This is a genomic window from Pseudomonas sp. 21LCFQ010, from assembly GCF_024129905.1.
GTDB lineage: Bacteria > Pseudomonadota > Gammaproteobacteria > Pseudomonadales > Pseudomonadaceae > Aquipseudomonas.
Genome location: NZ_JAMYDZ010000007.1, coordinates 81918 through 106730, shown reverse-complemented (window position 1 = coordinate 106730; position 24813 = coordinate 81918). Strand labels below are relative to the sequence as shown.

General features: G+C 62.7%; 16 protein-coding genes. 1 reads left to right on the top strand and 15 read right to left on the bottom strand.

Features of this window, described 5'->3' with window-relative positions:
* Positions 1–11: 11 nt before the first annotated feature.
* The 7 genes from NJC38_RS10890 to NJC38_RS10860 are packed head-to-tail and all read right to left on the bottom strand — an operon-like array spanning position 12 to position 8118.
* The gene (locus NJC38_RS10890) at positions 12–1163 is read right to left on the bottom strand and encodes an O-antigen ligase domain-containing protein (RefSeq protein WP_253114450.1); all 1152 of its coding nucleotides are present in this window, start codon (positions 1161–1163) and stop codon (positions 12–14) included.
* On the bottom strand, positions 1153–1926 hold the full coding sequence (locus NJC38_RS10885) for a glycosyltransferase family 2 protein (RefSeq protein ID WP_084709941.1): 774 nt from the start codon (positions 1924–1926) through the stop codon (positions 1153–1155). Before NJC38_RS10885 ends, NJC38_RS10890 begins: the two co-directional genes overlap by 11 nt.
* Positions 1927–1956: 30 nt before the next feature.
* Positions 1957–2913, bottom strand: coding sequence for a glycosyltransferase (locus tag NJC38_RS10880; protein WP_253114448.1), 957 nt, complete (start codon positions 2911–2913; stop codon positions 1957–1959).
* Positions 2914–2950: 37 nt separating this feature from the next.
* Positions 2951–4354, bottom strand: a complete 1404-nt coding sequence (locus NJC38_RS10875; protein WP_253114446.1) for a PIG-L family deacetylase — start codon at positions 4352–4354, stop codon at positions 2951–2953.
* Complete coding sequence (locus NJC38_RS10870; RefSeq protein WP_253114444.1) at positions 4351–5247, bottom strand: GNAT family N-acetyltransferase; 897 nt, start codon at positions 5245–5247, stop codon at positions 4351–4353. The genes NJC38_RS10875 and NJC38_RS10870 overlap by 4 nt, the downstream gene beginning before the upstream one ends.
* Complete coding sequence (locus NJC38_RS10865) at positions 5247–6377, bottom strand: glycosyltransferase (protein WP_045486727.1); 1131 nt, start codon at positions 6375–6377, stop codon at positions 5247–5249. Before NJC38_RS10865 ends, NJC38_RS10870 begins: the two co-directional genes overlap by 1 nt.
* Positions 6361–8118, bottom strand: coding sequence for a carbamoyltransferase (locus NJC38_RS10860; RefSeq protein WP_045486724.1), 1758 nt, complete (start codon positions 8116–8118; stop codon positions 6361–6363). The genes NJC38_RS10865 and NJC38_RS10860 overlap by 17 nt, the downstream gene beginning before the upstream one ends.
* A gap of 285 nt (positions 8119–8403) precedes the next feature.
* Between NJC38_RS10860 and NJC38_RS10855 the strand changes: the two genes are divergently transcribed.
* The gene (locus NJC38_RS10855) at positions 8404–14490 is read left to right on the top strand and encodes a membrane-targeted effector domain-containing toxin (protein WP_253114442.1); all 6087 of its coding nucleotides are present in this window, start codon (positions 8404–8406) and stop codon (positions 14488–14490) included.
* A gap of 4 nt (positions 14491–14494) precedes the next feature.
* Here NJC38_RS10855 and NJC38_RS10850 read toward each other — a convergent pair whose 3' ends face one another.
* The 8 genes from NJC38_RS10850 to glnE form a co-directional block, all read right to left on the bottom strand.
* Positions 14495–15937, bottom strand: coding sequence for a lipopolysaccharide kinase InaA family protein (locus NJC38_RS10850; protein ID WP_253114440.1), 1443 nt, complete (start codon positions 15935–15937; stop codon positions 14495–14497).
* Between the two features lie 13 nt (positions 15938–15950).
* The gene (locus NJC38_RS10845; RefSeq protein WP_253114438.1) at positions 15951–16709 is read right to left on the bottom strand and encodes a lipopolysaccharide kinase InaA family protein; all 759 of its coding nucleotides are present in this window, start codon (positions 16707–16709) and stop codon (positions 15951–15953) included.
* Positions 16706–17440, bottom strand: a complete 735-nt coding sequence (locus NJC38_RS10840) for a lipopolysaccharide kinase InaA family protein (RefSeq protein WP_045486717.1) — start codon at positions 17438–17440, stop codon at positions 16706–16708. The genes NJC38_RS10845 and NJC38_RS10840 overlap by 4 nt, the downstream gene beginning before the upstream one ends.
* Positions 17440–18246: a lipopolysaccharide core heptose(I) kinase RfaP gene (gene rfaP, locus NJC38_RS10835; RefSeq protein ID WP_253114426.1), complete on the bottom strand. Its 807-nt coding sequence runs from the start codon at positions 18244–18246 to the stop codon at positions 17440–17442. Before rfaP ends, NJC38_RS10840 begins: the two co-directional genes overlap by 1 nt.
* Positions 18243–19367, bottom strand: coding sequence for a glycosyltransferase family 4 protein (locus NJC38_RS10830; protein ID WP_253114423.1), 1125 nt, complete (start codon positions 19365–19367; stop codon positions 18243–18245). The genes rfaP and NJC38_RS10830 overlap by 4 nt, the downstream gene beginning before the upstream one ends.
* On the bottom strand, positions 19367–20437 hold the full coding sequence (gene waaC / locus NJC38_RS10825) for a lipopolysaccharide heptosyltransferase I (protein ID WP_045486709.1): 1071 nt from the start codon (positions 20435–20437) through the stop codon (positions 19367–19369). The genes NJC38_RS10830 and waaC overlap by 1 nt, the downstream gene beginning before the upstream one ends.
* 2 nt (positions 20438–20439) lie before the next feature.
* Positions 20440–21486, bottom strand: a complete 1047-nt coding sequence (waaF, locus tag NJC38_RS10820; RefSeq protein ID WP_253114420.1) for a lipopolysaccharide heptosyltransferase II — start codon at positions 21484–21486, stop codon at positions 20440–20442.
* A gap of 103 nt (positions 21487–21589) precedes the next feature.
* Complete coding sequence (gene glnE / locus NJC38_RS10815) at positions 21590–24538, bottom strand: bifunctional [glutamate--ammonia ligase]-adenylyl-L-tyrosine phosphorylase/[glutamate--ammonia-ligase] adenylyltransferase (RefSeq protein WP_253114418.1); 2949 nt, start codon at positions 24536–24538, stop codon at positions 21590–21592.
* Between the last annotated feature and the right edge of the window lie 275 nt (positions 24539–24813).

The window sequence follows — 24813 nt, the reverse complement described above, 5'->3', positions numbered from 1 at the left end:
GCTTGCCGCGCCTACGGCTGTTGCACTCGGCGGCCCAGAATCATTGCCGCCGGCAACAGGACCAATAGCCATAGCTCATCGGGGTTACCCACCAGCTTGCTGCCGTCGAAGTTGAGCATCACCAGCGCGCACAGCAGGTAGCAACCCCAGGCATCGCGCAGGCGCCAGGCCTGCCACAGGGTCAGAGCCATCACCAGCAAGAACAGCACCAGCGATACCGCGCCGGTGTACAGACCCATGGAAACGAAAATGTTGTGCGGATGCTGGATCGGTATGCCGCCGGTCAGGGTCTGCGTGGTCTGGAAATTGACCCCGCAACCCAGCGTCCAGCCGCAGCGCGCCCATTCCGAAGTCATGATCTCGAACAGCTCGATACGGAACGAGTCACCCCTGACGAACAGCAGCCGGACCCATTGCTCTTCCCAGCACAGCCAGATCGCGCCACTGACCGAAGCCGCGATAACCAGCAGGGCCATGGCGCCCTTGAGCGGGTAACGGTACACCACGTACAGACCCCAAAGTCCGGCCAGCAACGCAAAGCCCACCAGCGCAGTGCGGGTCTGCACGACGAATGCCGCAGCCAGCAGCGTCAGGGCGATGGCGCAGAACGCCTCGATCCAGCGCCGCTGGCGCACCCACAACGGCAGGGCCAGGCCCAAGGCACAGACCAGCCACGCGCTGCTGTAAATCACGTTGTCCAGCCGGCCCGGCAGGATCGCCACCCGCTGGCCGAACACAAACTGCCCGGTCCACCAGCTATGCAGGCTGCCAGCGAAAATGTACAGGCAAATGGCCCAGAACAGCCCACGCACGAACAGCCCGCCACTGAACAGCGTGACCGGCACCAGGCCGGCGATGACGAACACGAACAGGCTGACATAGGCAATATGCTTGTAGAACTGGAAGTCGGCAGAAAACACCGCCGGCACCAGAAACCACAACAGGAACGCCGCCCATATTCTGGCCAGCGGCTGGCCAAACAGGCCCGCACCCTTGTGTTTGATCAGGAAAAACAGCCCCGGCAGGGCCATTGCCCCATAGAACAGGTTGTTGGTGAACTTGGCCGAGTCATGCAGCAGAAAACTCAGCAGAAAAGCCGCCAGCGCAGCGCCAAAGTAAAGCTGGCTTTTGCTGAACGGCGTGCGGGTCCCCTCAGGCAACATTATTGAGCAACCAACCTATTATCAGACCTGCAGCCAGTGTGACGAGCAGCTTGACGCGGTCACGCTGCTTGCGGCGCTTCTTGTCCAGGCGTTCCTGCGACACCACCACGTGGCTGCCGAAACCGGTATGCAGGACCGCATCGTTTTCGAGGATCAGCGCATAGCGGTTTTCGCCAGCGTAAAGCTGTGACAGCTTTTTTTCACCGCCGTGCCCGGCATACGGGGCATGCCGTTGGTAATCAACCAGGCGCCGCAGACCGGGATTGAAAGAAAACCCCTGCCACTCAGGCTTGTGTGAGCCGAGCTTGTAGAACGCGATACCGTCGAACACTTCGCGCTCGTTGAGGAACACATACGGGCTGTGCACCATCAGGTCATGATTGAAACTGCGCAGCCAGACCTGCAGCGCTTGCGGGTCGTTGACCAGCAGGGCCATCGATTCTTCGATAAAGCCGGGACGGTAGAAATCCCAGTCGTCCTCGCAATGAAACACCCAACCGGTTTCGATCAATGCATACGCGGCGTCCACCGAGCGCATCTGGCCCAGCTTGGGGTTGTTGACGATGAACCGGGTGTGCGCCCGCCAGTGTTCCGGGATGCAGTCGCGGACCTGCTCGTCGCCTGAGTCCTCGGTAATCAGCACATGACGGATGGGTGCCGTGTTGAACCGGTCGAAGGTCTCCAGGGTGCGCTTCAACAGGTCGAAACGACCGCAACTGGTGACCACCAGCGTGATATCGCTGTTTTCGCTGAATACCATCATGAATTCTCGATCATTGAATGTTCACGGCCATCACACGCCCAGCCAGGCACGTATCCGCTCCAGCAGGCCAAGTGTCGGGCGGGCACGCAACGGTGCCTGCATGGCCTCGACGATGGCTTTGCCAAGGGCATGGAATGTATAGCGTTGCTCGGCCAAAGTCTGCCCGTTGCGCGAGATTTCCGCGACCAGTTGCGGATCTTCACGTAACTGCTGCAGCTTGCGGCGCAGCTCATCGATATCGCTGTACAGCACGATGTTGTGCATATCCTTGAAGCCCAGCGCGCGGTTTTCCTCGCTGCCCTGATCGAAGGCCAACAGCACACAACCGCAGGCCATGGCCTCAAAGTTCTTGATCATGTACTCGCCCATGCCGACATCGGCACTGACGAAAAAGCGGATCCGGTTGAGGGTCTCGCAATATTCTTCACCGGACTTGGTGCGGGTGACCAGCAGCGGCTCGACCTTGGCCAACTCATCAAGAAACGCCTTGCGACCGCTGTAGGCCACGCTCTTGGTGCTGCCGACAAACGCCAGCTCGATGTCCCGCTCGCGCCCGCGGCCTTGCAACAGGCTCTGGTCATACCCCTTGGGCACAAACACCGCATCAAAGCCTTCGCCACGCAGCCGCTCGGTCACCATGTACCCCGAGGTAATGACCCGGGCCCAGGGCAACTTCTGGTAATGCGAGCTGAATTTTCCGGTGTACTTGCAGGTGATGTAGTTCTGGTAGGCGTCGTGTTCGAGGATCACCAGGTTGGGGATGCTGCGAATGAAGGCCACTTGCCGTACCTCCTGCTTGAAACGCAGGAAAAACACGATCCGGTCGTACTTGCTCACGTCCACTTCACGGCGGAAATAACCGCGCAAGTCGCGCTGCTCCTCGGAGGTCAGCCAGCGCAGGTCGCAGTCGCTATAGGCGGCAACGCCTTCGTACAGGCGGTCCAGGATGGCGCGTTGTTCTTTCTGGACCAGAAATAGGACTTTCATGGATTTCCTTGCAGTACTGCTGCCTGCTGAAGCTGAATCAGATTTCGCTGCGCCAGAACAACTCGTGTCGCCGCACAGCCTTACGGAAAAACTCGTTCTCGCCTTCGGCCGGCCAGCGCCGCCCGGCCAGCAGCCGCTGCAGGCTGCGCCGCAGACGGCGCTTGAACGGCAGCGCGGGCTGCAAATCATGCATCATGCCCAGTGCCATGGCCTTGTCGCGGCGTACGTCGGTCGGCAGCACCAGGCTATAGGGCACACGCGATTGCGCATCGAATACCGGCGGCAGGGTCACCCCGGTGTGCGCATCGCCCATCGGCCAGCGGTCGTTGTCATGCAGGTGATTGGCGTAGCCCAGCACCACCTCCGGCTGCCACTCCAGACCCTGCAAGGCTTCGCGCACGGCAGCTTGGGCGCAGATGTGATCAGGGTGCGGGTCGATGGCCGGATCCGGCATGACCAGCACCTGGGGGCGGGCGTTGAGAATCAGCGCGCGCAAGTCGGCCAGCAGGTTGTTCCAGCTGGGTACGCCATCATCGCCCGGCAGTTCAAGGGTATTGAACTGGCGAAACAGCCGGGTATCGTCCAGCTGCGCTTCGCGGGACGCCACGGCTTGCTCGGGGGCAGCCTGCATGGCGGGCAATTGCAGGCAGAAATAACCCAGTTGCACACAGCGCTGCTCAGGCACACCGGCCCAGCGCGGCACCGCAATGCTGTCCCAGGCGCGCAGGCGACCTTTCAGACGCGCCGCTTCGGCCTTGTTCATGCCCATGGCCTGATAGTGTTCGGCTTCGATTTCACCGGCAGTCAGGGTCACGATCCAGGCTTCATCGGCCTGGCTATAAAGCCCGTAGGCGGCCAGTTCGGCGTCATCGGCATGCGGAGCGATGACCATGACCCGCTGGCGGCGCGGGTCGGCGGCGCGGAATGACCACAGCTGCGGTGTTCCCTCCAGCCGACAGAAACGCCCGCGCAGTTGCAGCGCGCCCTCATTGAGCACATGCCCCAGCCCGGTCAGGTTCAGGTAACGAACACCGTTCACGCCGCGCTCGAAGGTTTGCACGTCGGTCTCGCCCAGGCCGCTGAGCAGCACCGCAGGATCGAAAAAGCGTCCCAGCCAGTGGCTGCGCACGCTCAACGCCAGAATCAGTGTCTCGTCACCCTGCAACGGATGGGGCCGTTCGAGCTGCAAACGGCCGTTGTCCAGCCGCACACCCGCAACCTGGTCGGCGTCGGCAAAGCGGTACTGATAGTCGTCGCCGGGGGCATAGAACAGATGGTCGGCGAACCAGGCCTCGTGGGCAACCCAGGCCAGCACGGCGAGCAGCGGCACCAGCCACCAGCCCAGCCACGCCCCGAGGGCGAGCAAGACCACCAGCCCGACCGACAGGGCGATACGCTTGTTGCGCCGGTGGCGCTTGAGTAACTGCTGTTTGCGGCTCACACCTGAAATACCGGCACAGGGTTGCACCAACGGTCCTTGTATTCGCGGTCGGCACGGCCGAACGAGAAGCGCAACGGTTTGTTCAAGGCCCGAGCACTTTCCCATGCGCTCTGGGTGTTGATGAAGCTGAGCACGCTGCCAGGGCTGAACGCCCTGGTCTCGGGGTCGACGCCACCATTGACATACTCGACGCTGACCCACTGCGGTGCTTCGACCCGGTAGATCAACTGGATGGCGATGGGTTTGCCCTCCAGAAACAATACCGACCCCATCAGCCAATCGCGCAGCAACTCGACGACCTCAGCCATGCGCTCGGCCCCGGTGGCGGCAAAGCCCCAGCGACGCTGGAACAGATCGCAGTAGATCTGCGCCAGGGCCACGCTGTCGAACTCACTGACCGGGTGCACGGTGCCACCGGCTTCTTCCAGCAGACGCAACTCGCGGCGCTGGTTGTAGCGAAACTTCTTCGACAGGTCTTCAGGCTCACGCGCCATGGCCAGTGATTCAGCCTGCGGCTTGAGGGTGGTGATCTTGCCGTCGTTGAGGGCCGACAGATAACGCGCGCTGTGTCGTAACGCCACGCGGGCATCGTCGGCCAGCGGCAGGATCAACTCAGCGTTGCCCAGATCGAACAGGCCCTTCTTGCCCCGGCGCTTGAGCTCGGCTTTGTCCAGCGCCAGGCCGCGGCCCCAGGTCGCAATCGCGCCCTTGATCTCACCGCCCTGCTCCCAGGTCAGGTAGCGCACGGCAATCCCGGCCAGCGCCGACAGCCGTTCGACCACTTGTGGATGGGTCGCCACGCTGCCACCGCATTGCTGCCAGACTTGCTGGTAAGTGGCGGCATCACTTGCGGACCAACCGCGCTCGCGAAAGCCCTGAAACAGATTGAGCATCAAGACCCCGCAACCAGCCGGTTGACCTGCGGCAGACGCCAGAACACCTTGCGTACCGCATGATCGGAAAAACGCTCGCGCAGACGCACCAGCATCTGTTCGGCACACGCCTCGCGCTGGGCCGCATCAAGCTGCGACAGATGCACCAGAGCCTGGCCCAGATGCCCGGCATCGCCGAGCGGGAACAGCACGCCGACACCTTCGACCACTTCCTTGGCCCCGCCACAATTGCTGGCCAGCACCGGCACGCCAGCGACCATGGCCTCCAGCAGCACCATGCCGAACGGCTCGTGGTCGGAACTCAGGGCAAACGCATCGAAGGCTTTGAAGTAACGGCGCGCCTCGGCCACCTGGCCAAGAAACAGCACGTGGCCTGCGATGTTCAGTTCCATCGCCAGATCCTTGAGCGGCTGCTCCAGGCGGCCCTTGCCGAGAATCACCAACTGACTGTTGGCTGGCAGTTGTGGCAAGGCCTGGGCGAAACCTCGCAGCAAGGTCGCCTGATCCTTGTCCGGGTGCAGCCGGCCAACATTGCCGACCACCCAGGCGTCAGGCGCCAGTTTAAGCTCGCGGCGGGCGTCTTCGGCACTGAACTGACTGCCTTGCAGTTGTTCGACGTCAATGCGGTTGTAAAGGGTTTCGATGCGCTCGGCCGGCCACTTGGGCAGGCACTTGCGCATGTCATCGCGCACCGCATCGGAGACGCCGAGCAGGCTCAGGCGCTGGCGAAACAGGTTGGCGAACAAGCGGCGGCTGGCGCGCTGGTAGTCGCCAAAGGCATGGTGCACACCAATGACCGGCAGCCTTGTGGCCAGCAACGTGATGTAGACCGGCTTGAAACGGTGAGCGATACAGAACTCGAACGGCCTGGCTGCAGCGATTTTGCGCAATGCGGCAATGGCCCCCAGCTTCAGGCCACGGATGGCGCTGGAGCTGTACTCCATGAACAGCACCTCGTCAGAGCCACAGTCGGCGATCACGTCCGGATCATGCTCGCCGGTCAGAAATACCGTGGTAACCCGGTAGCCCTGGCCGGCAAACAGGCTGGCGTACTGCCGTGCGCAGTCCAGAAACGGCCCGTCATAGCCGTGGCAGAACTGCAGCACATGGCGCTCAGCCGATGCTGTCATAAGGCTTCGCACCGTCTTTGACGACCAGGATGTCTTCCATGATCAGGTATTGCAGGTCCGAGCCGAAGAACATGTTCAGGGCGTCGGTCGGCGAGCAGATCATTGGCTCGCCACGGCGGTTGAGCGAGGTATTCAGCGACACGCCGTTGCCGGTGAGGTTTTCCAGCGCCTTCATCATGTCGTAGTAGCGCGGGTTGTACTCGCGCTTGAGCACCTGGGCCCGCGAGGTGCCGTCTTCGTGGACGACTTCCGGCACGCGGGTCTTCCACTCTTCAGCCACTTCGAAGGTGAAGGTCATGAACGGCGCAGGATGGTCGATCTTGATCATCTGCGGGCCGACGGTGTCGAGCATCGACGGGCAGAAGGGTCTCCAGCGCTCGCGGAACTTGATCTGTTCGTTGATCCGGTTGGCCACGCCCGGCACGCTCGGGCAGCCGATGATCGAACGACCGCCCAGCGCGCGCGGACCGAACTCCATGCGCCCCTGGAACCAGGCCACCGGGTTGCCATCGACCATGATCTGCGCAATGCGCTCGGGCATGTCGTCGATCTTGCGCCACTTGGGCTGGCTCGGGTGACGGGCACAGGCGGCAATCACGTCCTCGTTGCTGTAAGCAGGGCCGAGGTAGACGTGCTCCATCTTCTCGACCGGCACGCCACGGGCGTGGGAGACATAGGCCGCCGCACCGACAGCGGTGCCGGCATCGCCGGAAGCCGGCTGGACGAACAGTTCCTTGACCTCGGGACGGGCGATGATCTTCTGGTTGAGCTTGACGTTCAGCGCGCAGCCGCCAGCGAAGGCGATCTTGCCGGTTTGCTTGAGGATGTCACCCAGATAGTGGTCCATCATCTGCAAGGCGAGCTTTTCGAACAGGGCCTGCATGCTGGCGGCATAGTGGATGTAAGGCTCGTCGGCAACATCGCCTTCGCGCTTGGGACCCAGCCACTCGATCAGCTTGGGCGAGAAATAAAACCCCTTGCCATTCTCTTTATAGCGACGCAGGCCGATGACGTTGGCCAGTTCGGTGTTGATCACCAACTCGCCGTTTTCAAAGGTTGCCAGACGCGAGAAGTCATATTTGCTGGCATCGCCGTAGGGCGCCATGCCCATGACCTTGAATTCGCCATCGAGCATCTCGAAGCCGAGGAACTCGGTGATTGCGCCATACAGGCCGCCCAGCGAATCCGGGTCATAGAACTCCTTGATCTTGTGGATCTTGCCGTTCTCGCCGTAGCCGAAGAAGGTGGTGGCGTACTCGCCCTTGCCGTCGATGCCAAGGATCGCGGTCTTTTCCTTGAACCCCGAGCAATGGTAGGCACTGGCGGCGTGGGCCAGGTGATGCTCAACCGGCTCGATCTTGACCTTCTTCGGGTCAAACCCCAGTTGCTCCAGGCACCAGACGATCTTGTTGCGGTAGCGCTTGTAGCGGCGGTTGCCCATCAGCAGCGCGTCGAGGGCGCGGTCCGGGGCGTACCAGTAGCGCTTGGCATAGTGCCAGCGTGCCTTGCCGAACAGGCTGATCGGCGCGAACGGAATCGCCACCACATCAACGTCGGAAGGCTTGATGCCGGCCTGTTCCAGGCAGAACTTCGCCGACTCGTAAGGCATGCGGTTCTTTGCGTGCTTGTCGCGGACGAAGCGCTCTTCTTCCGCTGCGGCGATCAGCTTGCCGTCGATATACAGGGCTGCGGAAGGGTCATGGCTAAGGGCGCCGGACAGGCCCAGGATCGTCAATGCCACTAGGGTCAAGCCTCTTTAGTCTGCATGCAGGCGTCGTGCGCCCGAGATAATGATGGGCCCCGGCACGGATGGCGAGGGGCAGCCAAAGCGCGGGATTATAGCCTATAGACCATCGGTTTGGCGTGAAGCTTGAGCACCCGGACCAATCACTGTGCAGTGCAATAACTATATAGCCCCCGCATGCCGTCGAATTGAGATTGATTGACCTGACGACTTGCCGGGCATGGTGCCCGGCTGCGTGCGGGTCACAGGTCCGCACGCGCTCGATAAAGGAACCCGCGCGTCATGACGCTACCAAGCATCCCCCCTATCACCCCGCAGAGCCTGGAGGCTCGGCTGATCGAGCAGGCCGCACGGCTCGATACACATCTGCAGAACCTGCCAGCCTTGCAGGTCGACGAACAACGCAGCAATCAGGCCATCGCCAGTCACCTGGAGCAAGCGCTCAAGCACTACTGGAACGCCAACGACATCACCGGCAGCCTGCGCTACCAGTCGTTCGCCCAGCTATTGCAGCAAAGCCTGCGCGACGAACTGCTGCTCAAGGTCCTCGATGGCGAGCTGGACCGTGACTACCAGCTCTGCCTGCCCTCGGCCAATCCCGACCACGTTGATGACAGCCTGGTCGTGCATGCCCTGTACCTCGGCCAGGAAGATCAACCCGGCCAGCCGGTGCATGGCGCCCTGCTATTCTGCCGTGAACAAGGACCTTGCGTGCTGCACTTGCCCGGCTACGGTGCAGAAGGCTTCGACACGCTGGACGCATTGCGCACCCAACTGCTGCAGTGGCTCAACGACAGGGCACTGCGCAGCCTGTTGCTGCGCAACACGACCCAAGAGCATCAGGACCTGCTCCAGTTCATGCAGGCTGATACAGACCTGGAGGACGAACCCTACACGGCAGCACAGCTGATTTTCGCCCCACTGGCCAGCGACCCCTTTCTCCACGCGATCAAACAGCAGATCACCAAACAACGCCGCGATGTGGCCTACGTCTGTGCCCAGGATGAGTGGCGCCAACGTGACCCGGCAGCCTGGCATCTGGGTATCCAGACCGCGCTCAGCCTGCATGGCCTCATCGGCCCGACCGCCATGCTGCGCCTGCGCGAAGCCGGGCAACAGTTGCGCGAACAGGCCAGGGCACAACCCGAATGGCTACGCCATGCCAGCCCCCGGGAGCGCCAGGTTTATCTCGACAGTTTGATCGACTACGAGCAGGCACGCCTGGCGCTGGTCAGCCTGATGCAGGGTTGCTCCAGTGCCCGGGAGTTTGCCCGCAGCCGCATGGCAACCCGGCTGCAAAACGAGCTGGGCTACGATCTGGATCCGGATCAGGTACTGGTCACCAGCCGCCGCCTCAGCCCGCTGGGCGGCGAACCCTATGAAGTCAGCCGCCCGTTGAGCGAGTTTGCCTTGCGCGGCCTGCACAACAACGACCTGCTGGTCGACTCGGACTTGCACAGCGGCACGAGCCTGACCCTTGAAGGCCAATCACTGGCAGCAGCCTATCCGCTGTTGACCACCCAATGGCTGGCCGAAGCGGTCGAGCAACTGGACTTGCGCGCACGCTTTGGCGAAGCACAGCGGCATATCTATGGTAATGCCCAGGTCATGTACATGATGGGCGAGGTCATCCGCAACCAGATCATTACTCAGGCCCTCAGCGCCCAGTATCAGGGCCATATCCAGGCCAGCGACGCGGACCTGGCCGATCGCCTGCAAGGCAAACCCGGCCCCGTCAACGTACAGGCTCAGCAACTGCAACTCGGCGGCCAGCTGATGAGCGAGATGCTTGTGTTTCGCTTGCCTCGGGCAGATGGCGACGGCGAGCGTTTGCTGCTGTTCGCGCGCGGCATCGCAGGGCACCAGGCCTTGCAGGGCTTCGACAACGAACGCCAGTTGCTGCACGAACTGGTCAGTTGGAGCGCCTCGCCGCAGTTACGTCAGTACCTGCTCGAACAGACTCGTGTCACCCAGCGCCCGCAGCTGGAAAAGCAACTGCTCGAGCTCAGCCAGAAAGCCCAGCCGGCGCCCGACCTGCTGGGTTTCGTCGAGCATGTCAGCATCGACGATGCGCTGTATGCCATGACCACCGCCCATGCGCGGGTCAGGATCGACGACCAACAACAGCACACCCCTGGCTGGTACCTGAGCGCCAGCGTCGAGCACCGCCGCGAGTTGCAAGGCCTGGAAGATGCCATCGAAGCGCTGGGCCGCGCCTATCGGCTGCACCCCCACACCCAGGTCCCCGACTACGAGCAGTTCGTCCGGCAACTGGCCAGCCGCAAGATCAACGCCCTGCTGGGGCTGGCCGAAGGCAGCGTGGACCCGGATCAGGTGATCATCAACTCGCCACGGGAAACCCTCAGTTACCGGCAGATGCTGCGCGACGGCTATGACGACAGCCTGGGCTTTTTCAATGCTGGCGCCGATACCCAGGCGACGTTCAGTGGCCCGGATGGCATCGACCTGACGCCGCTGAGCCCGGAAAAAGTCGCAGGCTCGGTACGCGGTGCCTGGCCCAGCGATGCCTGGATTGCACAGGTCAAGACCACCCTCCTCGACCCGCAGAGCGAAGGCTATGCCTACCGACGCCGGCTCAGCCTGCTCATGACCCGCTTGCACATGCAACACGCCGCCTTGCTCGCCTTGCTCAAGCAGCAGATCAGCGATGCGCAGTACGCCTGGCTCCAGCAGTCCATCGCCATGATGGCGCACAGCGACGCACCGAGCCGCCAGCGCTACCCGGTCTATCCGCTGCAACTGAGGCTGGACAATCCGTTCATCGCCTCGGGAGTACCCGCCCTGGGCGACGTGCTGACTGCCGCCAACCAAGCGCTGGCCACTGGCATTCCCATCTCGCGCCTGGAAACGGTGCAGGGCTGCTACATCCTTTGCCCGCAAGGTACGAGCAACCCGACCCAGGCGCTGCTGTACACCCCAGGAGCCCCGGACGGTCTGGAGTTCCGGACCCTGGCGCGGTTCATCCCGACCCTGCACCACACCGGCATGAGCGATTACTACAAGGACCGCTGCCGGCTGGCAATCAATCGCACCCTGGCGTTCTACTTCATCGACCTCAAGCAACGCAGCGACAGCCTGCCGCCGGCGCTGCCAGACAAGCCCTACGACGACCTGCATGAAATCTGCTTCGACCGTGTACTGCTGCGCAAGCTGCGCGATGTCGAAGAAACCACGACCGGGCGCGGCGACATGATTGGCAAGATCGTGCTCAACGGCATCGAACTGGTCGCCGTGGCCCTGACCCTGCCGTTCCCGCCGGCCAGCTTTGCGGTAGGCGCGGTATTGGCACTGCGTGACAGCGCCCTGGCCCTGCAGGCCCTCAGCGAGGGTGATCAGACCGCAGCCGGCTGGCATGTCCTGGGCGCCATGTTCAACACATTCGGTGCGCTGGGTGATGCCAATGTGGGACTGAAGGGTTTTGGCGCACTGCTGCGCCAGTTCGCCAACCGTGGGCCGGGCAATCCGGCGATTGCCGCCCTGAAAAGCGCACCGGCCCCGCTGCTGCATGCGCAACTGCGCCGTGCGCCGGGCCATGACCCGCAAAAACTCCTGGCCAGCGGCCATTTCAGCGAACAGGAGGTCGCCAGCCTGCTGCGCCCCCTGTCGAGCGAAACCCCGCTGGCGAAGCTCAGCCAGAACCACGCCAGCAACCCCGCCTACGCCGTCAATCAGTCATTGCAAGGCACAACCCCGGTTGCATCCGGCCACGCCAAAGGGGTCACTCGAATCGATGGCAAACACTACATCGCGCTCGATGGCCGGGTGTATGAGGTCCAGTACGACGCCGGCCTGCGCCTGTGGCAAATCATCGATCCGGGCAACCCTTGGGCCTTTTTCGGTAAACAGCCGGTCCGGCTCAACGACCACGGCCAGTGGCAAGTGCTTGACCGCCTGCAACTGCGTGGCGGCGGCAAACCCCGCTTTCAGGTCCTCGACAGCGAACCGGCCAGCGCAGCGCCCCCCGTCGATGTCAGCAGCCCCTACGAGTTGCCTGCCAAGTGGAAGAAACAAGGTATCGCCATCGCCGACCGGGCCTGGGTGGCGCCTGATGATATTGGTCTGCAATTGCCAGCCGACTTCTTCGCACCGCTATTCAAGGAAGGCCGTGAAGCCTACGCCGTGCTGCGCGAGACGCTGCGCAAGGATGCGGCAGAGTTTTTTGAAAACATCACCCCCGCGGCGCGGCCCACATTGCCTGCGCTGGCTGACGATATCACCGCTGACGGGCTGCTCAAGGCGGTGTTCGAGCACAGCCAGGGGCTGGTCATCAACGAAACCCTGCAAACGGTGGCCAGTAAACGCCTACTGATCGAAAACATGCCGCGCCTGGCCGAACAGAATGTCGAAATCATTTATATCGAACACCTGTTCACCGACATGCATCGCAGCAAGCTGCAGAAGTACCTGACGCTGGGTAACCAAACCAAAGCCGGCTCCTTTGAGCTCAAGTACCACCTCAATACCGTCAATCAGGGAAAACTGCTCAATGCCACCGGCGATAAATACGACTACTACCACCTGATCAAGATTGCCCACCAACATGGCATTGAGGTCAGGCCCTTGAGTTCGACCGTCAGCTACAACTTCTCCGCCAGTACCGCCCCGGTGCACTCGCAAGACCCGGCAGCGCTGCAAAAGATGTCGCTGTTCTTCGCTTCACGTCTGATCGATGCCGACAAGACCCTTGCGCCAACCCGTCGCTGGGTGGCCTTGCTCAACGAAACAAGGGCCAATAGCTACCGGCAGGTGCCAGGTATCAGCGAGCTGCATGGCGCGATCAGCATCCGGGTCCGCGATGTGCCGCGTGGCCAGCCAACGCGCATCACTCGCGACAGCGCCCCGCAAACCGGCGAAAGCCTGAGCAACAGCGATTTTCTGCTTGAGATACCCAACGCCAGACGCCGGCCGCCGCTCTCGCCGTCACCTTCGACCTCAAGCAGCGATACCCTGCTGCCTGAACCCAGCAGCCTGGACTGGTCGCTGTCGGAGTTGCTGCAACCGCCGCTCGCCAACAGTTCGCAAACCTCGACCCGCGCCTCGCGACTTGTGGTCAATCCGGGGGAGCAAGGCTTCCAGCTGGACGCGGCCGGGCAGTGGCAGCAGGTGCAAGCCCCGGACTGGCCGGCCAGTGCCGAGCCGACCGCACTGCAGCGCTCGCTGGCCGACCCGCTTTATCAGATGCCCGAGCAACATCTGGAGACAGTCCATCAACTGGCGCTCTTCGAACACCGAGGCCTGAACATTTACTACAGCCTGCCCGACGAAAGCCTGGCAACGGCCAGATCGCGGTTCTTCAATAAGCGCGTCCAGTTGCAACGCGATGCCCGCCAGGCGCTGCTTGACCAGCCGTTACCAGTACGCCCGGAGCTGCCGCAGGTCACCGCGCAAGACTCGCCTGGCGAGCTGCTTGACCGTCTCTATGCCCAGAACCAGGGCGTGGTGGTCTGCGGCTCGGCGTCCTCGATTGGCAGCAAGCAGTTCATCATCGACAACCTGCCCAATCTGGTCGAGCGTCAGGTCAAGACCCTGTACCTTGAGCACCTGCAGCTCGACATGCATCAGCTGGACCTGGACCTGTTCGCCGAAAAAGGCCTGATGAGCAAACGGCTGCTGCACTACCTCAAGCACCTCGACAAGCAGTACCTCACAGACCCTGCCCGTCTCTACAACTTCGAGCAACTGGTGCTCAAGGCCAGAGAGCACGGTATTGAGGTGCGCGCGCTGGACTGCGTGGCCAGCTATTACCTGCACAACATGCAGGCACTCGGCGCAACGACTCGCGAGCAGATGTTCAATTACTTGGCCATGCGCACGATTCGCCGCCATCAGGACGTCATGGGCCAGCACAAGTGGCTGGCGCTGGTCGGCGACAGCCACGCCAGCAGCTTCGACAACGTACCGGGGCTGGCGGAACTGGAGCCGGGCATCAGCCTGCGGGTGTTCGACATGCCGCCAGGCGAGAGTTTCGGACCGGCCAGCGACCCCGGTCACCTGGTCACAACCGAGCATGGCGGGCGCAAAACCTTTGTGCGCAACGACTACGCCCTGGGCCTGCCCAGCCGCAACGCGATGTCCAGAACCCTCGCCGAGATCAGCCAGCCCGCACCGATCGAGGTCCGGCTGTTCAGCCCCGGGCTGTTTCTGATCGAAGACATCAGCGGCCCGCAGCCGGTCATTGTCCACCGCTCACGGGCCAACCGCATCGAGCGCACCGCGGTGCAGCGCAACGCGCAAGGCAAGCTCTACGTAGACCGTGAAAGCTGGGGCGGTACCCACCTGCGGCCGTTCGATGACTTCGCGGCACTGCTGCTGGCCCTGCGCAGGATGAACATGCGTCAGGTGAGCTGAGGCATCACTGCGGGGCTGTCGGCAGGCGCTGCGCCAGCATCTGGTGCAGCGCACTGCCTGCTGGCCAGTTGCGCAACAACCGCGCCCGGTCGCGGGCGTAGGCTGCGGCAAAGCTGCTGAGTGAGCGGTGCTGGCAGACCGCGTCCAGGTCGATCAAGGCCCACTGCCCCTGGTGCCAGAACAGGTTATGGCCCTTGAGATCGCCGTGGCTGATGCGCTCGCGCAGCAGTTGCGCGATCAGGCTGTCCAGGGCCTGTAACTCATTTTCAGGCACGGCGGCAGTGGCCACATAGGGCGCCCATTTTTCGATGAGGTCCGGCCCCTCAAGAAACTCGGTAATCAGGTAAGCCTTGCTGCGCAGGCCCAGCACGCGCTGCTCGCGCACCGCCAGCGGTCTGGGCGTGGCGATGCCGAGAAATGCCAGGCGGTGGCCTTCGCGCCAGGAGTGCCAGGCACGGCTCGGGCGCCAGAAGCGCTTGAGCCAGTGGCTGAAGTTCTTGATGTTGTAGCGCTTGATCACCAGCGCACGGCCCGCCACGTCAACCCGCGCCACGCTGGCGGCGCCACCGGTCTTGTACATATGCCCGGCTTCCAGCAGTTGATCGGCGCGATCGAGCAGCGGCTGCATGGCTTGAACTTCTTCGCGGCGAATCGCCTGGAAGCCCGAGGCCGAGTCTTCAACGCTGAACAGGCTGCAGTCACGACAGGTCTTGGCCAGAAAGTCCTTGAGCCGCCATTGGCGAACCTGGTCGATCTGCTTCTGCAAGGCTTCCAGTGGCAGGGCATGCTCACCATTGGCAAGCAGGTAGTACACCAGCAGCTCTTCCGTAAAGGGCTCGAAGCGCTTGGGCAACTGGGCAAAGAACACCCCGAGATTTTCCAGCACCTTTTGCCGCGACAATGGCTGGCCGGCCTGTTCGGCCTTGATGCCGGCACCGTCGATCCAGTACAGCTGGCCGTTGTGACGCAACAGGTTGTCCAGATGCAGATCGTCCTGCCAAAGCCCCTTCAAGTGCAGCCCGGCAATCGCGCCCAGTGCCTCGGCCAGTACCACTTGCTGCTCGTCGGCCAATGCCGGCAGGTGCTCGACCTGCTGCCAGGCATCGCCCAGGCTCGGCGCTTGCTCCAGAAACTCGAACAGCAGCCAGCCACCCTCGCCTTCCTGCAACCCGTCCGCCAACAACAGCGGGGTGGTCACGCCTTGCGCGGCCAGGGCGCGCACGCCGTCCAGTTCACGCTGAAAATGCCGGGCAGCCTTGCTGCCGACCAGCAGTTTGGCCAGCACCGGCCGCCCCCGCCATACCCCGGCACCGACATAACGCTGGCCCGGCAAGACTCGCAACAGGCTCAGCAGTTGCAACTCAGCGGGCCCGGCAGCGTCCGCCAGGGTCAGGTTCAGGGGCAACTGCGGGGCACGTCCCGCGTTAGTGAGTTCGGTAAGGCGCATCAACAGTTCTCTATCAATGGTCGCGACGTTGCTTGTGCTGGCCGCGTCGGCCCAGCCGTTGCAGCCAGGCATCAACCGGCGGGCTGTCGGTGGCGGCCTGCAAATAGGCCGCGAGCAATTGACGCCGGTCGGCTTCTGACCACATCGGGGCACGACGAAATAGCGGTTCGAGGTCTTTGGTCAGGTCACGCTGGCCAAAGATCGATGGCCGGGTCTTTTCCAGGTCGATCAACTGCGCAGCGTACCCTTGACCCTGGGCCTGCACAAAAATGTGCTTGGGGTAAAAGCAGCCGTGGATCTGGCGGGCGCCGTGCAGGGTGCGGGCCAGTTGTCCACAGGCGTGCAGAATCGCGCGCCGTGCGTTGTCCGGGATTTCGCCCCAGCGCTGCAACAAGGCATCCAGGTCGCTCCAGCCATCCAGCGCCCGGGTCATCAGAATCGCCCGGCGCTCGCCGTTGACCTTCTGCTCACCATAGAACACCGCCTGCAAAGCCGGGATCCCCAGCTTCTGATAGCGGCTGATGTTGCGAAACTCCCGCGAAAACGACGGCTCGCCAAACGGGTGATGCAGGGTGTGGGTCAGGTAATTGCTCTGGCGCTTGAGGTAGAAGCCCTGGCCTTCGAGGTCCAGGCGATAGACGCTGCTCCAGCCGCCCCGGCCGGTATTGGGTTCGTCGACCGCCTCCAGGTCCAGATTCCACAACGACTGGAAATCGACCAGGCCGTGGCGGGCCAGCAGTGCCTGTTCGGCACTGGCAATGAACAGACTCATTCGCGGCCCTCGAAAAAACTGACGATATGCCGGATGCGCTTCTTGTCGGAGGCATTCAGGTGCGAGCGCTGCCGGTATTGCAGGTAGAAGCGCAACCGCTGGGTGGCCGAGAGCTGGTACTTGCCGACCTTGTCCAGGCACGCCAGATCCTTGATGATCCGGTAGCGCAGCAGAAAGCCCCACCAGAACGCACCATTGGGGCAGTCGATCAGGAACAGCCGATCCTGATCATCGACCAGCAGATTGCGCCATTTCAGATCGTTATGAGTGAAGTGCTGGTCATGCAGGATGCGCGTGTAACGCGCCAACTGCTGACTGATCCGCTCGACCCAGGCCGGATCGCTCAGCCGTGGGTCCTTGCGCTGGGCCATCACCCACAGGTCTTCGGTGTTGGGCAATTCGCGGGTAATCAGTGCACCGCGATCATAGGCCATGCCGTTACGCTCCAGCCCCCAGGCCACCACATCGGCGGTGGGAATGCCCCACTTGGCGAAACGCTTGAGGTTCTGCCACTCGGACTTGACCCTTGGCCGGCCCAGATAGCGGCGCAGGCCCTTGCCGGCGCCGGAGTAGCGCTTGACGTAATACTGCACGCCAGCACGCTCGACGCGGATCACCTCTGAGAGTGGGTCACGGGTCAGTTGCTCGCCTTGCAAGGCAAACACCGCTTCCAGCGAGCCGAAATCCTCCTGCAGCGCCGCGTACTCGGGCGCCAGTGTCCAGCCCGCCATCAGAGTGCATCTCCGTAACGCTGCTTGCGTTCATAGAGCTTGTCGGCTTTTTTCTCAAGTTTACCCAACAGCACCGCCTCATGGCTGAGGATCTGGCGCAGTGGCTGGCGGAAATAGCCTTTGAGAAAGCGCAGTTTGTCGCGCTTGGTCAGGCCGATGTCCAGCGCCGAGAAATACAGCGCGGCCAGGTCCTTGTTGCGCCAGCGCGGGGTAATTGCCCGGCGGGTCTGGGCCCGGTGCAGGTCGATTACCGACAGTTTGAAGTCATCGGCGCTCACCGGCTTGTCGGTATGCAGCAGGAAGTGGCAAATATAGCAATCGCGGTGGTTGACCCCAGCCCGGTGCATGGTGCCGACCAGTCGCGCCACTTCGGCAATCAGGGCCCGTTTGAGGCGCGGCTCGGGTGGCGTAGTACGCCAATCGAGGCTGAAATCTTCCAGGCTGACGGTCGGCGCCAGCTCTTCGGTGATGATGAACGAATGCTGGGCCGCCGGGTTGCTGCCGCGCTCGCCATAGGCCACTGCGGTCATGGTCGGTACGCCGGCCTCATGCAGACGTGCGACCGCCTTGAACTCCTGGCCGGCGCCGAGCACCGGCAGCTTGGCACTGAACAGGTTCTTGGCCACTTCGCCCCAGCCGATACCGCGGTGGATCTTGACAAAATAACCCCGTCCTGCGACCTCGGTGCGCAGCGTAGTGCGCCCTTCAAGCTCGCGATACACCTGACCTTGCAACCGCTCGACCTCGGCAAAGGCATCACGCCCGGCCCACAGGCTCTTGAACGGCTCTGCGAGGAACAACTTCATTGATCATGCTCCGCCAGAATCACATCTGCCGCGTGCTGCGGCATGCTGTACAGGTCTGCCGTGTCGGCAAAGGCCAGGCCATTGCGTCCCCACTGCGCCCGTGCAGCGTCGTCTTCGAGCATGTTTACCAGATAGCGGTTGAACTGCGCCTGTTCGAATGGCTCATCGACTACCAGACCGCAGTCGGCTTCAGCGATGTAGTGGGCGTAACCGCACACCGCGCTGACCAGCACCGGCAAGCCGGCGACCAGCGCTTCGAGCAGCACCGTCCCGGTGTTTTCGTTATACGCCGGGTGGATCAGCAGGTCGGCACCGAGCAAAAAGCGCGGGATGTCGCTGCGGCCTTTCAGGAAGCTCACCTGCTCGGTCAGCCCCAGCGCCTTGCTCTGCAACTGGAAGACCTTGGGGTCGTCCTGACCGATGACGAACAGCCGGGTGCGCTTGCGCAACTCGGCGGGCAACGCGGCCAGCGCCTTGAGACTGCGGTCCACGCCCTTGGTCTTGAACCCCGAACCGATCTGCACCAGCAATCGGTCATTGTCAGCCAGACCGAACTCTTTACGAAACGCTGCACGGATCTGCGGCGCATCCGCCGGCGCCCGGCGATCCTGGGAAATACCCGGTGGCAGCAGATGAAAGCGCGCCAGCGGGGTGTTGTAATGCTTGATGAACAGCGGTTGCTGGACCTCGGAAATCATCAGCACCTGAGTCTTGGCCTGGGGGGCGAACACCGCCCGCTCGTACTCGGCAAAGTGCCGGTAGCGGCCCCACTTGCGGTACAGCGAGTGACGCAACGTCTGAGCCTTGTCTTCGAAGCAGCCATCGGCGGCGTAATACACGTCCAGCCCCGGCATCTTGTTGAAGCCGATCAGCCGGTCCACCGGACGTTTGGCCAGGTCAGCTTCCATCCAGGCACTGAGCTTTTCGTTACGCCGATGATTGAACAGCGCCTTGACCGGCGCCACCAGCACTTCAAAACCGGGCGGAATCTCACCTTCCCAGATCAGGGTGTAGACGCGAATCCGGTGACCGCGCTGCTGACACTCCAGCGCAATACGCATGAAGTCGCGCTGCAGGCCACCAAACGGAAAATATTTGTAGAGTACGAAAGCCAGTTGCATCAGCCAGGTTCCTTTGCCAGCAATAGCGCGCCCAACTGGCTCGCTACCCGCTCGGGATTCAGACGAGTGAAGCACAGCGGCCACTCGCGTTTGAGGTCGAACCGCAACTGCTCGTCGGGGCTCGGTGTATAGGTACATTTCTTTTGCAGGCACGGCGCACAGGCCGGCCAGTCGCTGGCCAGATGCACCTGCGACTTGCCGTAGGCGCCGGTAAGGCCCGGATTGGTCGGCCCGAACAGCGATACGGTCGGCACATCCAGCGCGGCAGCCAGGTGGCCGATGCCGGTATCGACCGCCACGCACGCCTCGGCGCCGGCCAGCACCCGGGCCACACCGGCCAGGTTCAATTTGGGCAATACGGCGGCATTGTCCAGCCCCTCGGCAATCCGCTCGGCACGGGCCTTTTCGGCCGGGTTGCCCCACGGCAGCCGTACCTGCAGGCCACGGGCGGCCATCTGCTCGGCCAGTTGTCGCCAATACAGCTCAGGCCAGTGCTTGGTCGCCCAGGTGGTGCCATGCAGGAACAGCACATAGGGCGCATCCAGGCTGTCGCTCAGTGACTCCAGGCGCTTGAGGCCATAATCGCCCAGCCCTGACGGCAGCGGGTAACCCAGCGCCTGGGCAAACAACTGACGCAGGCGCTCCACCGCGTGCTGCCCGCGCGCCACCGGGTAACGCCGGTCGCGGTCGTAGAAACGGCTGGCCAGCGGCTCGCGGGCCGACTCACGGTCCAGGCCGGCCACCGGCGCATTGACGTAGCGAGTCAACCAGGCGCTCTTGAACAGCCCCTGGGCGTCGATCACCACGTCGTAGCGGGTGTCGCGCAAGCGCCGTTTGAACGCTGCCCACTCACCGCTCTTCCAGGTCTGCCAGAGGTTCTTGCGCCAGCGCCGGATCGCCACCGGGATCACCGTGTCCACCGCTGGGTGCCAGCTCGGGATCTCGGCAAAGCCTTCTTCGACCACCCAGTCGAAACGCACGCCCGGCAGCGCCCTGGCCGCATCGGTCAAGGCCGGCAGCGCATGAATCACGTCGCCCAGCGACGAGGTCTTGATCAGCAACACCCGCAAGGTCAGAGCACCTCTACCGGGGTGGCATCCAGCCCGCTACCCAGGCGGCCCAGCGCCTGGATCACCTGCCCCGGATCGAGCAGGCGCAGGCAATTGTAGTGGCCGAAGCGGCAGGTACGGTCGAAGCAGGGCGAGCACTCCAGGCCCAGCCGCACGACCTCCACTTCATCAGCCAGGGGCGGGGTGAAACCCGGCGAGGTCGAGCCGTAGACCGCCACCAGCGGGCGGTTCAGGGCGGCGGCCACATGCATCAGCCCCGAGTCGTTGGACACCACTGAACGGGCGCACGACAGCAGGTCGATGGCTTCGGCCAGAGAGGTTTCGCCACACAGGTTGGTGACTTCCTCGCGCAGCCCGGGAATCAATTCCTGGCGAATGCTCTCGCCCACCGGGTGGTCTTTTTTCGACCCGAACAGCCAGACCTGCCAGCCTTGTCGAATCAGCGCATCAGCCACTTTGGCGTAGTGCTCGGACGGCCAGCGCTTGGCCTCACCGAACTCGGCGCCCGGACACAGGGCCAGCACCGGTTGCTCAAGGTTCAGGCCAAAGCGTGCCAGCGCGGCCTGGCGGGTGGCAGGGTCAATGCTCAGTTGCGGGCGCGGATAAGGCTGCGGCAACGCCGCGCCGTTGTCATAAGCCAGGGCCATGAAGCGCTCGATCATCAGCGGGTAGCGCTGTTTGTCGAGCTTGCGCACATCATTGAGCAAGCCGTAACGGAACTCGCCGCGCCAGCCGGTGCGCGTGGGGATGCCGGCGAAGAACGGCACCAGTGCCGACTTCAGCGAGTTGGGCAGCAGGATCGCCTGATCGTACTGGCCGGCCAGGGATTTGCCGATGCGCCGCCGGGTCGCCAGCTCCAGGGCGCCGTGGCCCAAAGGAAAGCTCAGCGCCGCACGGACTTCGGGCATGCGTTCCAGGATCGGCCGGCTCCATTCGGGTGCCAGCACGTCGATTGCGCACTCAGGATGCCGCTGCTTCAGACACTGGAACAGCGTTTGCGCCATCACCATGTCACCGACCCAGCTAGGTCCAACGATCAGAATGTTCATGCTCAATCCAAAAACGACCAGGGAGGCAGGTCAGGTTGCGTGACCCTTTCACACAACCTGACGCCTCCCCGTCCTTAGCCTTATTGGCTGGCCATGCCAGCCGTCAATTCAATCCCAGCGCCGCCCAGATACGCCGCACTTCGCGCCGCTGCTCCTGGAACTGGTCACCTGCGACAACGCCGGCCTGCTTTTGCAGGGCCTGGCGGTGCGCCGCCGAACGATAGGCCTTGTAGGCTTCGCGCAGCAGGCTGGCATCGGCACCCGGCAGCAAACCGGCCTCTTCCAGACCTTCAAGAATGCGGATGTTATCGGTGTAACGCAGCAGTTGCGGGTAGTCCCGCGACCACGCCAGGGCCGCGTATTGCACCATAAATTCGATATCGACGATACCACCGGCGTCCTGCTTGAGGTCGAACGGCACAGCGGCGTCAAAGGCATTGGCGGCGGTGCCCGCTGCGCTGGCCTTGCTGCCCAGGTTATCGCGCATCTTGGCGCGCATTTCGCTGACTTCGACGCGCAACTGGGCCAGGTCACGCTCGCGCCCCAGAACCCCGGCGCGCACCTGCTCGAAAGACGCCTGGACGTCCGGGCTGCCAATCAGCACCCGGGCGCGTACCAGTGCCTGATGCTCCCAGGTCCAGGCTTCGTTTTCCTGATAACGGGCAAATGCACCGACCGAACTGACCAGCAGCCCGGACGCGCCGGATGGCCGCAGGCGCATGTCCACTTCATATAGCTGGCCGGAGTTGGTCTGGGTGGTCAGCAGATGAATGATCCGCTGGCCCAGCCGGGTGAAGAACTGCGCACCATCAATCGGCTTGGCGCCGTCAGTCTCACTCTGCGGGTCGCCATCGTGGATAAACACCAGGTCCAGGTCCGAACCGTGCCCCAGCTCGATCCCGCCGACCTTGCCATAGCCAACGATGACGAAAGCCGGATCGCACAGACTGCCGTCCGGGCGCTTCGGCGTGCCGTGGCGCGCCACGGTATGGCGCCAGGCCAGGGCCAAAACCTGCTGCAGGATCGCCTCGGCCAGCCAGGTCAGGTAATCGCTGACCTTCATCAACGGCAGGCTGCCGCTGATCTCCGACGCCGCCACGCGCAGCCCGTGGGCCAGCTTGAAGTGGCGCAGCGCTTCCATTTGTTGCTCCAGGTCATCCTCCGGGATGCGGATCAGGCGCTCATGCAGTTCGGCATTGAGTTCCGGTGCCTGCGGCGGGCTGAACAGCCGACCCTCATTAAGAAGCTCATCGAGCAGCAGCGGGAAGCGGGTGATCTGTTCAGCAATCCACGGGCTGGCCGCACACAACGTCAGCAACCGGCGCAGGGCATCGGGGTTTTCGGTGAGCAGCACCAGATAGGCCGAACGCCGGGCCACGGCTTCGACCAGCGGCAACACCCGCTCCAGCACCAGGTCTGGATTGTCGTGCTCCACCGCCTGGGCCAGCAGGCGCGGAATAAAGGCATCCAGCCGCTCCCGACCGATACGCTGGATAGCGCGCAACTGCGGACCGGAGCGCAGGTTGCTCAGGGATTTGAGCGCCTTGCCGGCATCGGCAAAGCCACCTTCCTGCAACTGCCGGCACGAGGCATCTTCGTCCTGGATCTGCTCCCACAACGGCAACCACTCGCCGCCCACCACCAGCTCACCCTGCTCTTGATCGTCGTCGCCATCAGGGTCGGCGATCACCTGGCGGAAGTGCCAGGACACCCGGTCGCGCCAGTGCATCAGGCGCTCATGAAAACCGGCCCAGTCGGCAAAGCCGAGCATGAAGGCAATCCGCGCCTGATCCAGCTCGTTGTCTGGCAGCATCTGGGTCTGGCGGTCGGCAATGGCCTGGATCGCGTGCTCGGTGTAGCGCAGAAATTCATAACCTTCGCGTAGCTCCTCGACCACCGGCGTCGGCAGATAGCCCTGGCCTTCAAGGGTCTTGAGGACTTTGAGCAACGACCTTTGTTGCAGGCTCAGGTCACGGCCACCGTGAATCAATTGAAAGGCCTGGGCAATGAACTCCACTTCGCGAATGCCGCCAGCACCCAGCTTGATGTTTTCGGCCATGCCCTTGCGGCGCACCTCCTGCTGGATCAGTTGCTTCATGGTGCGCAGCGCTTCAATGGCCGAAAAGTCCAGATAGCGCCGATAGACGAACGGTCGGAGCATGTCCTGCAACTGTGCACCGGCCGCCTGATCGCCGCCCACCACACGAGCCTTGATCATGGCATAACGCTCCCAATCACGACCCTGATCCTGATAGTACTGCTCCATGGCATTGAAGCTGAGCACCAGCGCCCCGGATGAACCGTAAGGCCGCAGGCGCATGTCGACGCGAAATACAAAGCCATCGACGGTCACCGGGTCCAGCGCCTTGATCAGCCGCTGGCCCAGGCGAATAAAGAACTCCTGGTTATCCAGCGGGCGTTTGACACCAACGGTTTCGCCGCCTTCAGGGTAGGCAAAAATCAGGTCGATGTCCGATGAGAGGTTCAGCTCCAGTGCGCCGAGCTTGCCCATGCCGAGGATCACCATCTGCTGCGCCTGGCCACTGCGCCGCCCGGTGGGCACGCCGAACTGCTGGCAATGGCGCTGGTACAACCATTGATAGGCCAGATCGATGCTGGCATCGGCCATCTCGGACAGGTCGCGGCAGGTTTGCACCAGATCAGCCTGACGGGTCAGGTCGCGCCAGATGATGCGCACCTGATGGCGGTTGCGCTGGCGGCGCAGAATCCGGCCCAGGTCGTCTTCGCTGGCGGCGGCCTGTACCGCCTCTGCCAACTGGTCGCGCAACTGCCCAGGAGCAAAGGCTCGTTCCAGATCGCCACTGGCAGCCAGGTCCACAAGCATCTGCGGATCACGGCCCACCTGTTCGGTGACAAAATCACTGGCGGCGCAGACCCGCTCGAAGGCGGCCTGGCGCTGCTGCGGCCAGCCCGCAAAAGCGGCCTGTGTCGCCTCTGGCAAACAATCCAGCGCTGCCAGGAAAGCCTGGCGGGCTTGTGTAGCGGATGACAGCAGCGGGGCCGAAATTTCAGTCAGCGAAGGCAAGCTCATGGTCTATCCTTGATCGGCGTGTTACGGGCGATGTGCCATAGATGTAAGATTGCTCTGACAGCCACCGCTGTCGAACAAAGGTAATAAATTGCTGAGAAAATCGTTTTTGCGATATAAATCATCAATTTTCTGGCCATCATATGCGCTCGCGATCAACGGTAACGTTTGATCCCACAACATGACACGAGCGTTTTGGTCGGTTATCTGTAGTTTTACTACTGGATGAATCACTCAATAAGCTGAAATGGTTGGCGACTTGTAGTAAAACTACACGC

What these genes read in the sequence shown, in the direction of transcription:
- NJC38_RS10845 (WP_253114438.1), bottom strand. Translation starts at nt 16,709, where the DNA reads ATGAGTCTGTTCATTGCCAGTGCCGAACAGGCACTGCTGGCCCGCCAC.
- NJC38_RS10870 (WP_253114444.1), bottom strand. Translation starts at nt 5,247, where the DNA reads ATGCTCAATCTGTTTCAGGGCTTTCGCGAGCGCGGTTGGTCCGCAAGT.
- waaF (WP_253114420.1), bottom strand. Translation starts at nt 21,486, where the DNA reads ATGAACATTCTGATCGTTGGACCTAGCTGGGTCGGTGACATGGTGATG.
- NJC38_RS10890 (WP_253114450.1), bottom strand. Translation starts at nt 1,163, where the DNA reads ATGTTGCCTGAGGGGACCCGCACGCCGTTCAGCAAAAGCCAGCTTTAC.
- NJC38_RS10855 (WP_253114442.1), top strand. Translation starts at nt 8,404, where the DNA reads ATGACGCTACCAAGCATCCCCCCTATCACCCCGCAGAGCCTGGAGGCT.
- NJC38_RS10830 (WP_253114423.1), bottom strand. Translation starts at nt 19,367, where the DNA reads ATGCAACTGGCTTTCGTACTCTACAAATATTTTCCGTTTGGTGGCCTG.
- glnE (WP_253114418.1), bottom strand. Translation starts at nt 24,538, where the DNA reads ATGAGCTTGCCTTCGCTGACTGAAATTTCGGCCCCGCTGCTGTCATCC.
- NJC38_RS10885 (WP_084709941.1), bottom strand. Translation starts at nt 1,926, where the DNA reads ATGATGGTATTCAGCGAAAACAGCGATATCACGCTGGTGGTCACCAGT.
- NJC38_RS10865 (WP_045486727.1), bottom strand. Translation starts at nt 6,377, where the DNA reads ATGACAGCATCGGCTGAGCGCCATGTGCTGCAGTTCTGCCACGGCTAT.
- NJC38_RS10880 (WP_253114448.1), bottom strand. Translation starts at nt 2,913, where the DNA reads ATGAAAGTCCTATTTCTGGTCCAGAAAGAACAACGCGCCATCCTGGAC.
- rfaP (WP_253114426.1), bottom strand. Translation starts at nt 18,246, where the DNA reads ATGAAGTTGTTCCTCGCAGAGCCGTTCAAGAGCCTGTGGGCCGGGCGT.
- NJC38_RS10850 (WP_253114440.1), bottom strand. Translation starts at nt 15,937, where the DNA reads ATGCGCCTTACCGAACTCACTAACGCGGGACGTGCCCCGCAGTTGCCC.
- NJC38_RS10840 (WP_045486717.1), bottom strand. Translation starts at nt 17,440, where the DNA reads ATGGCGGGCTGGACACTGGCGCCCGAGTACGCGGCGCTGCAGGAGGAT.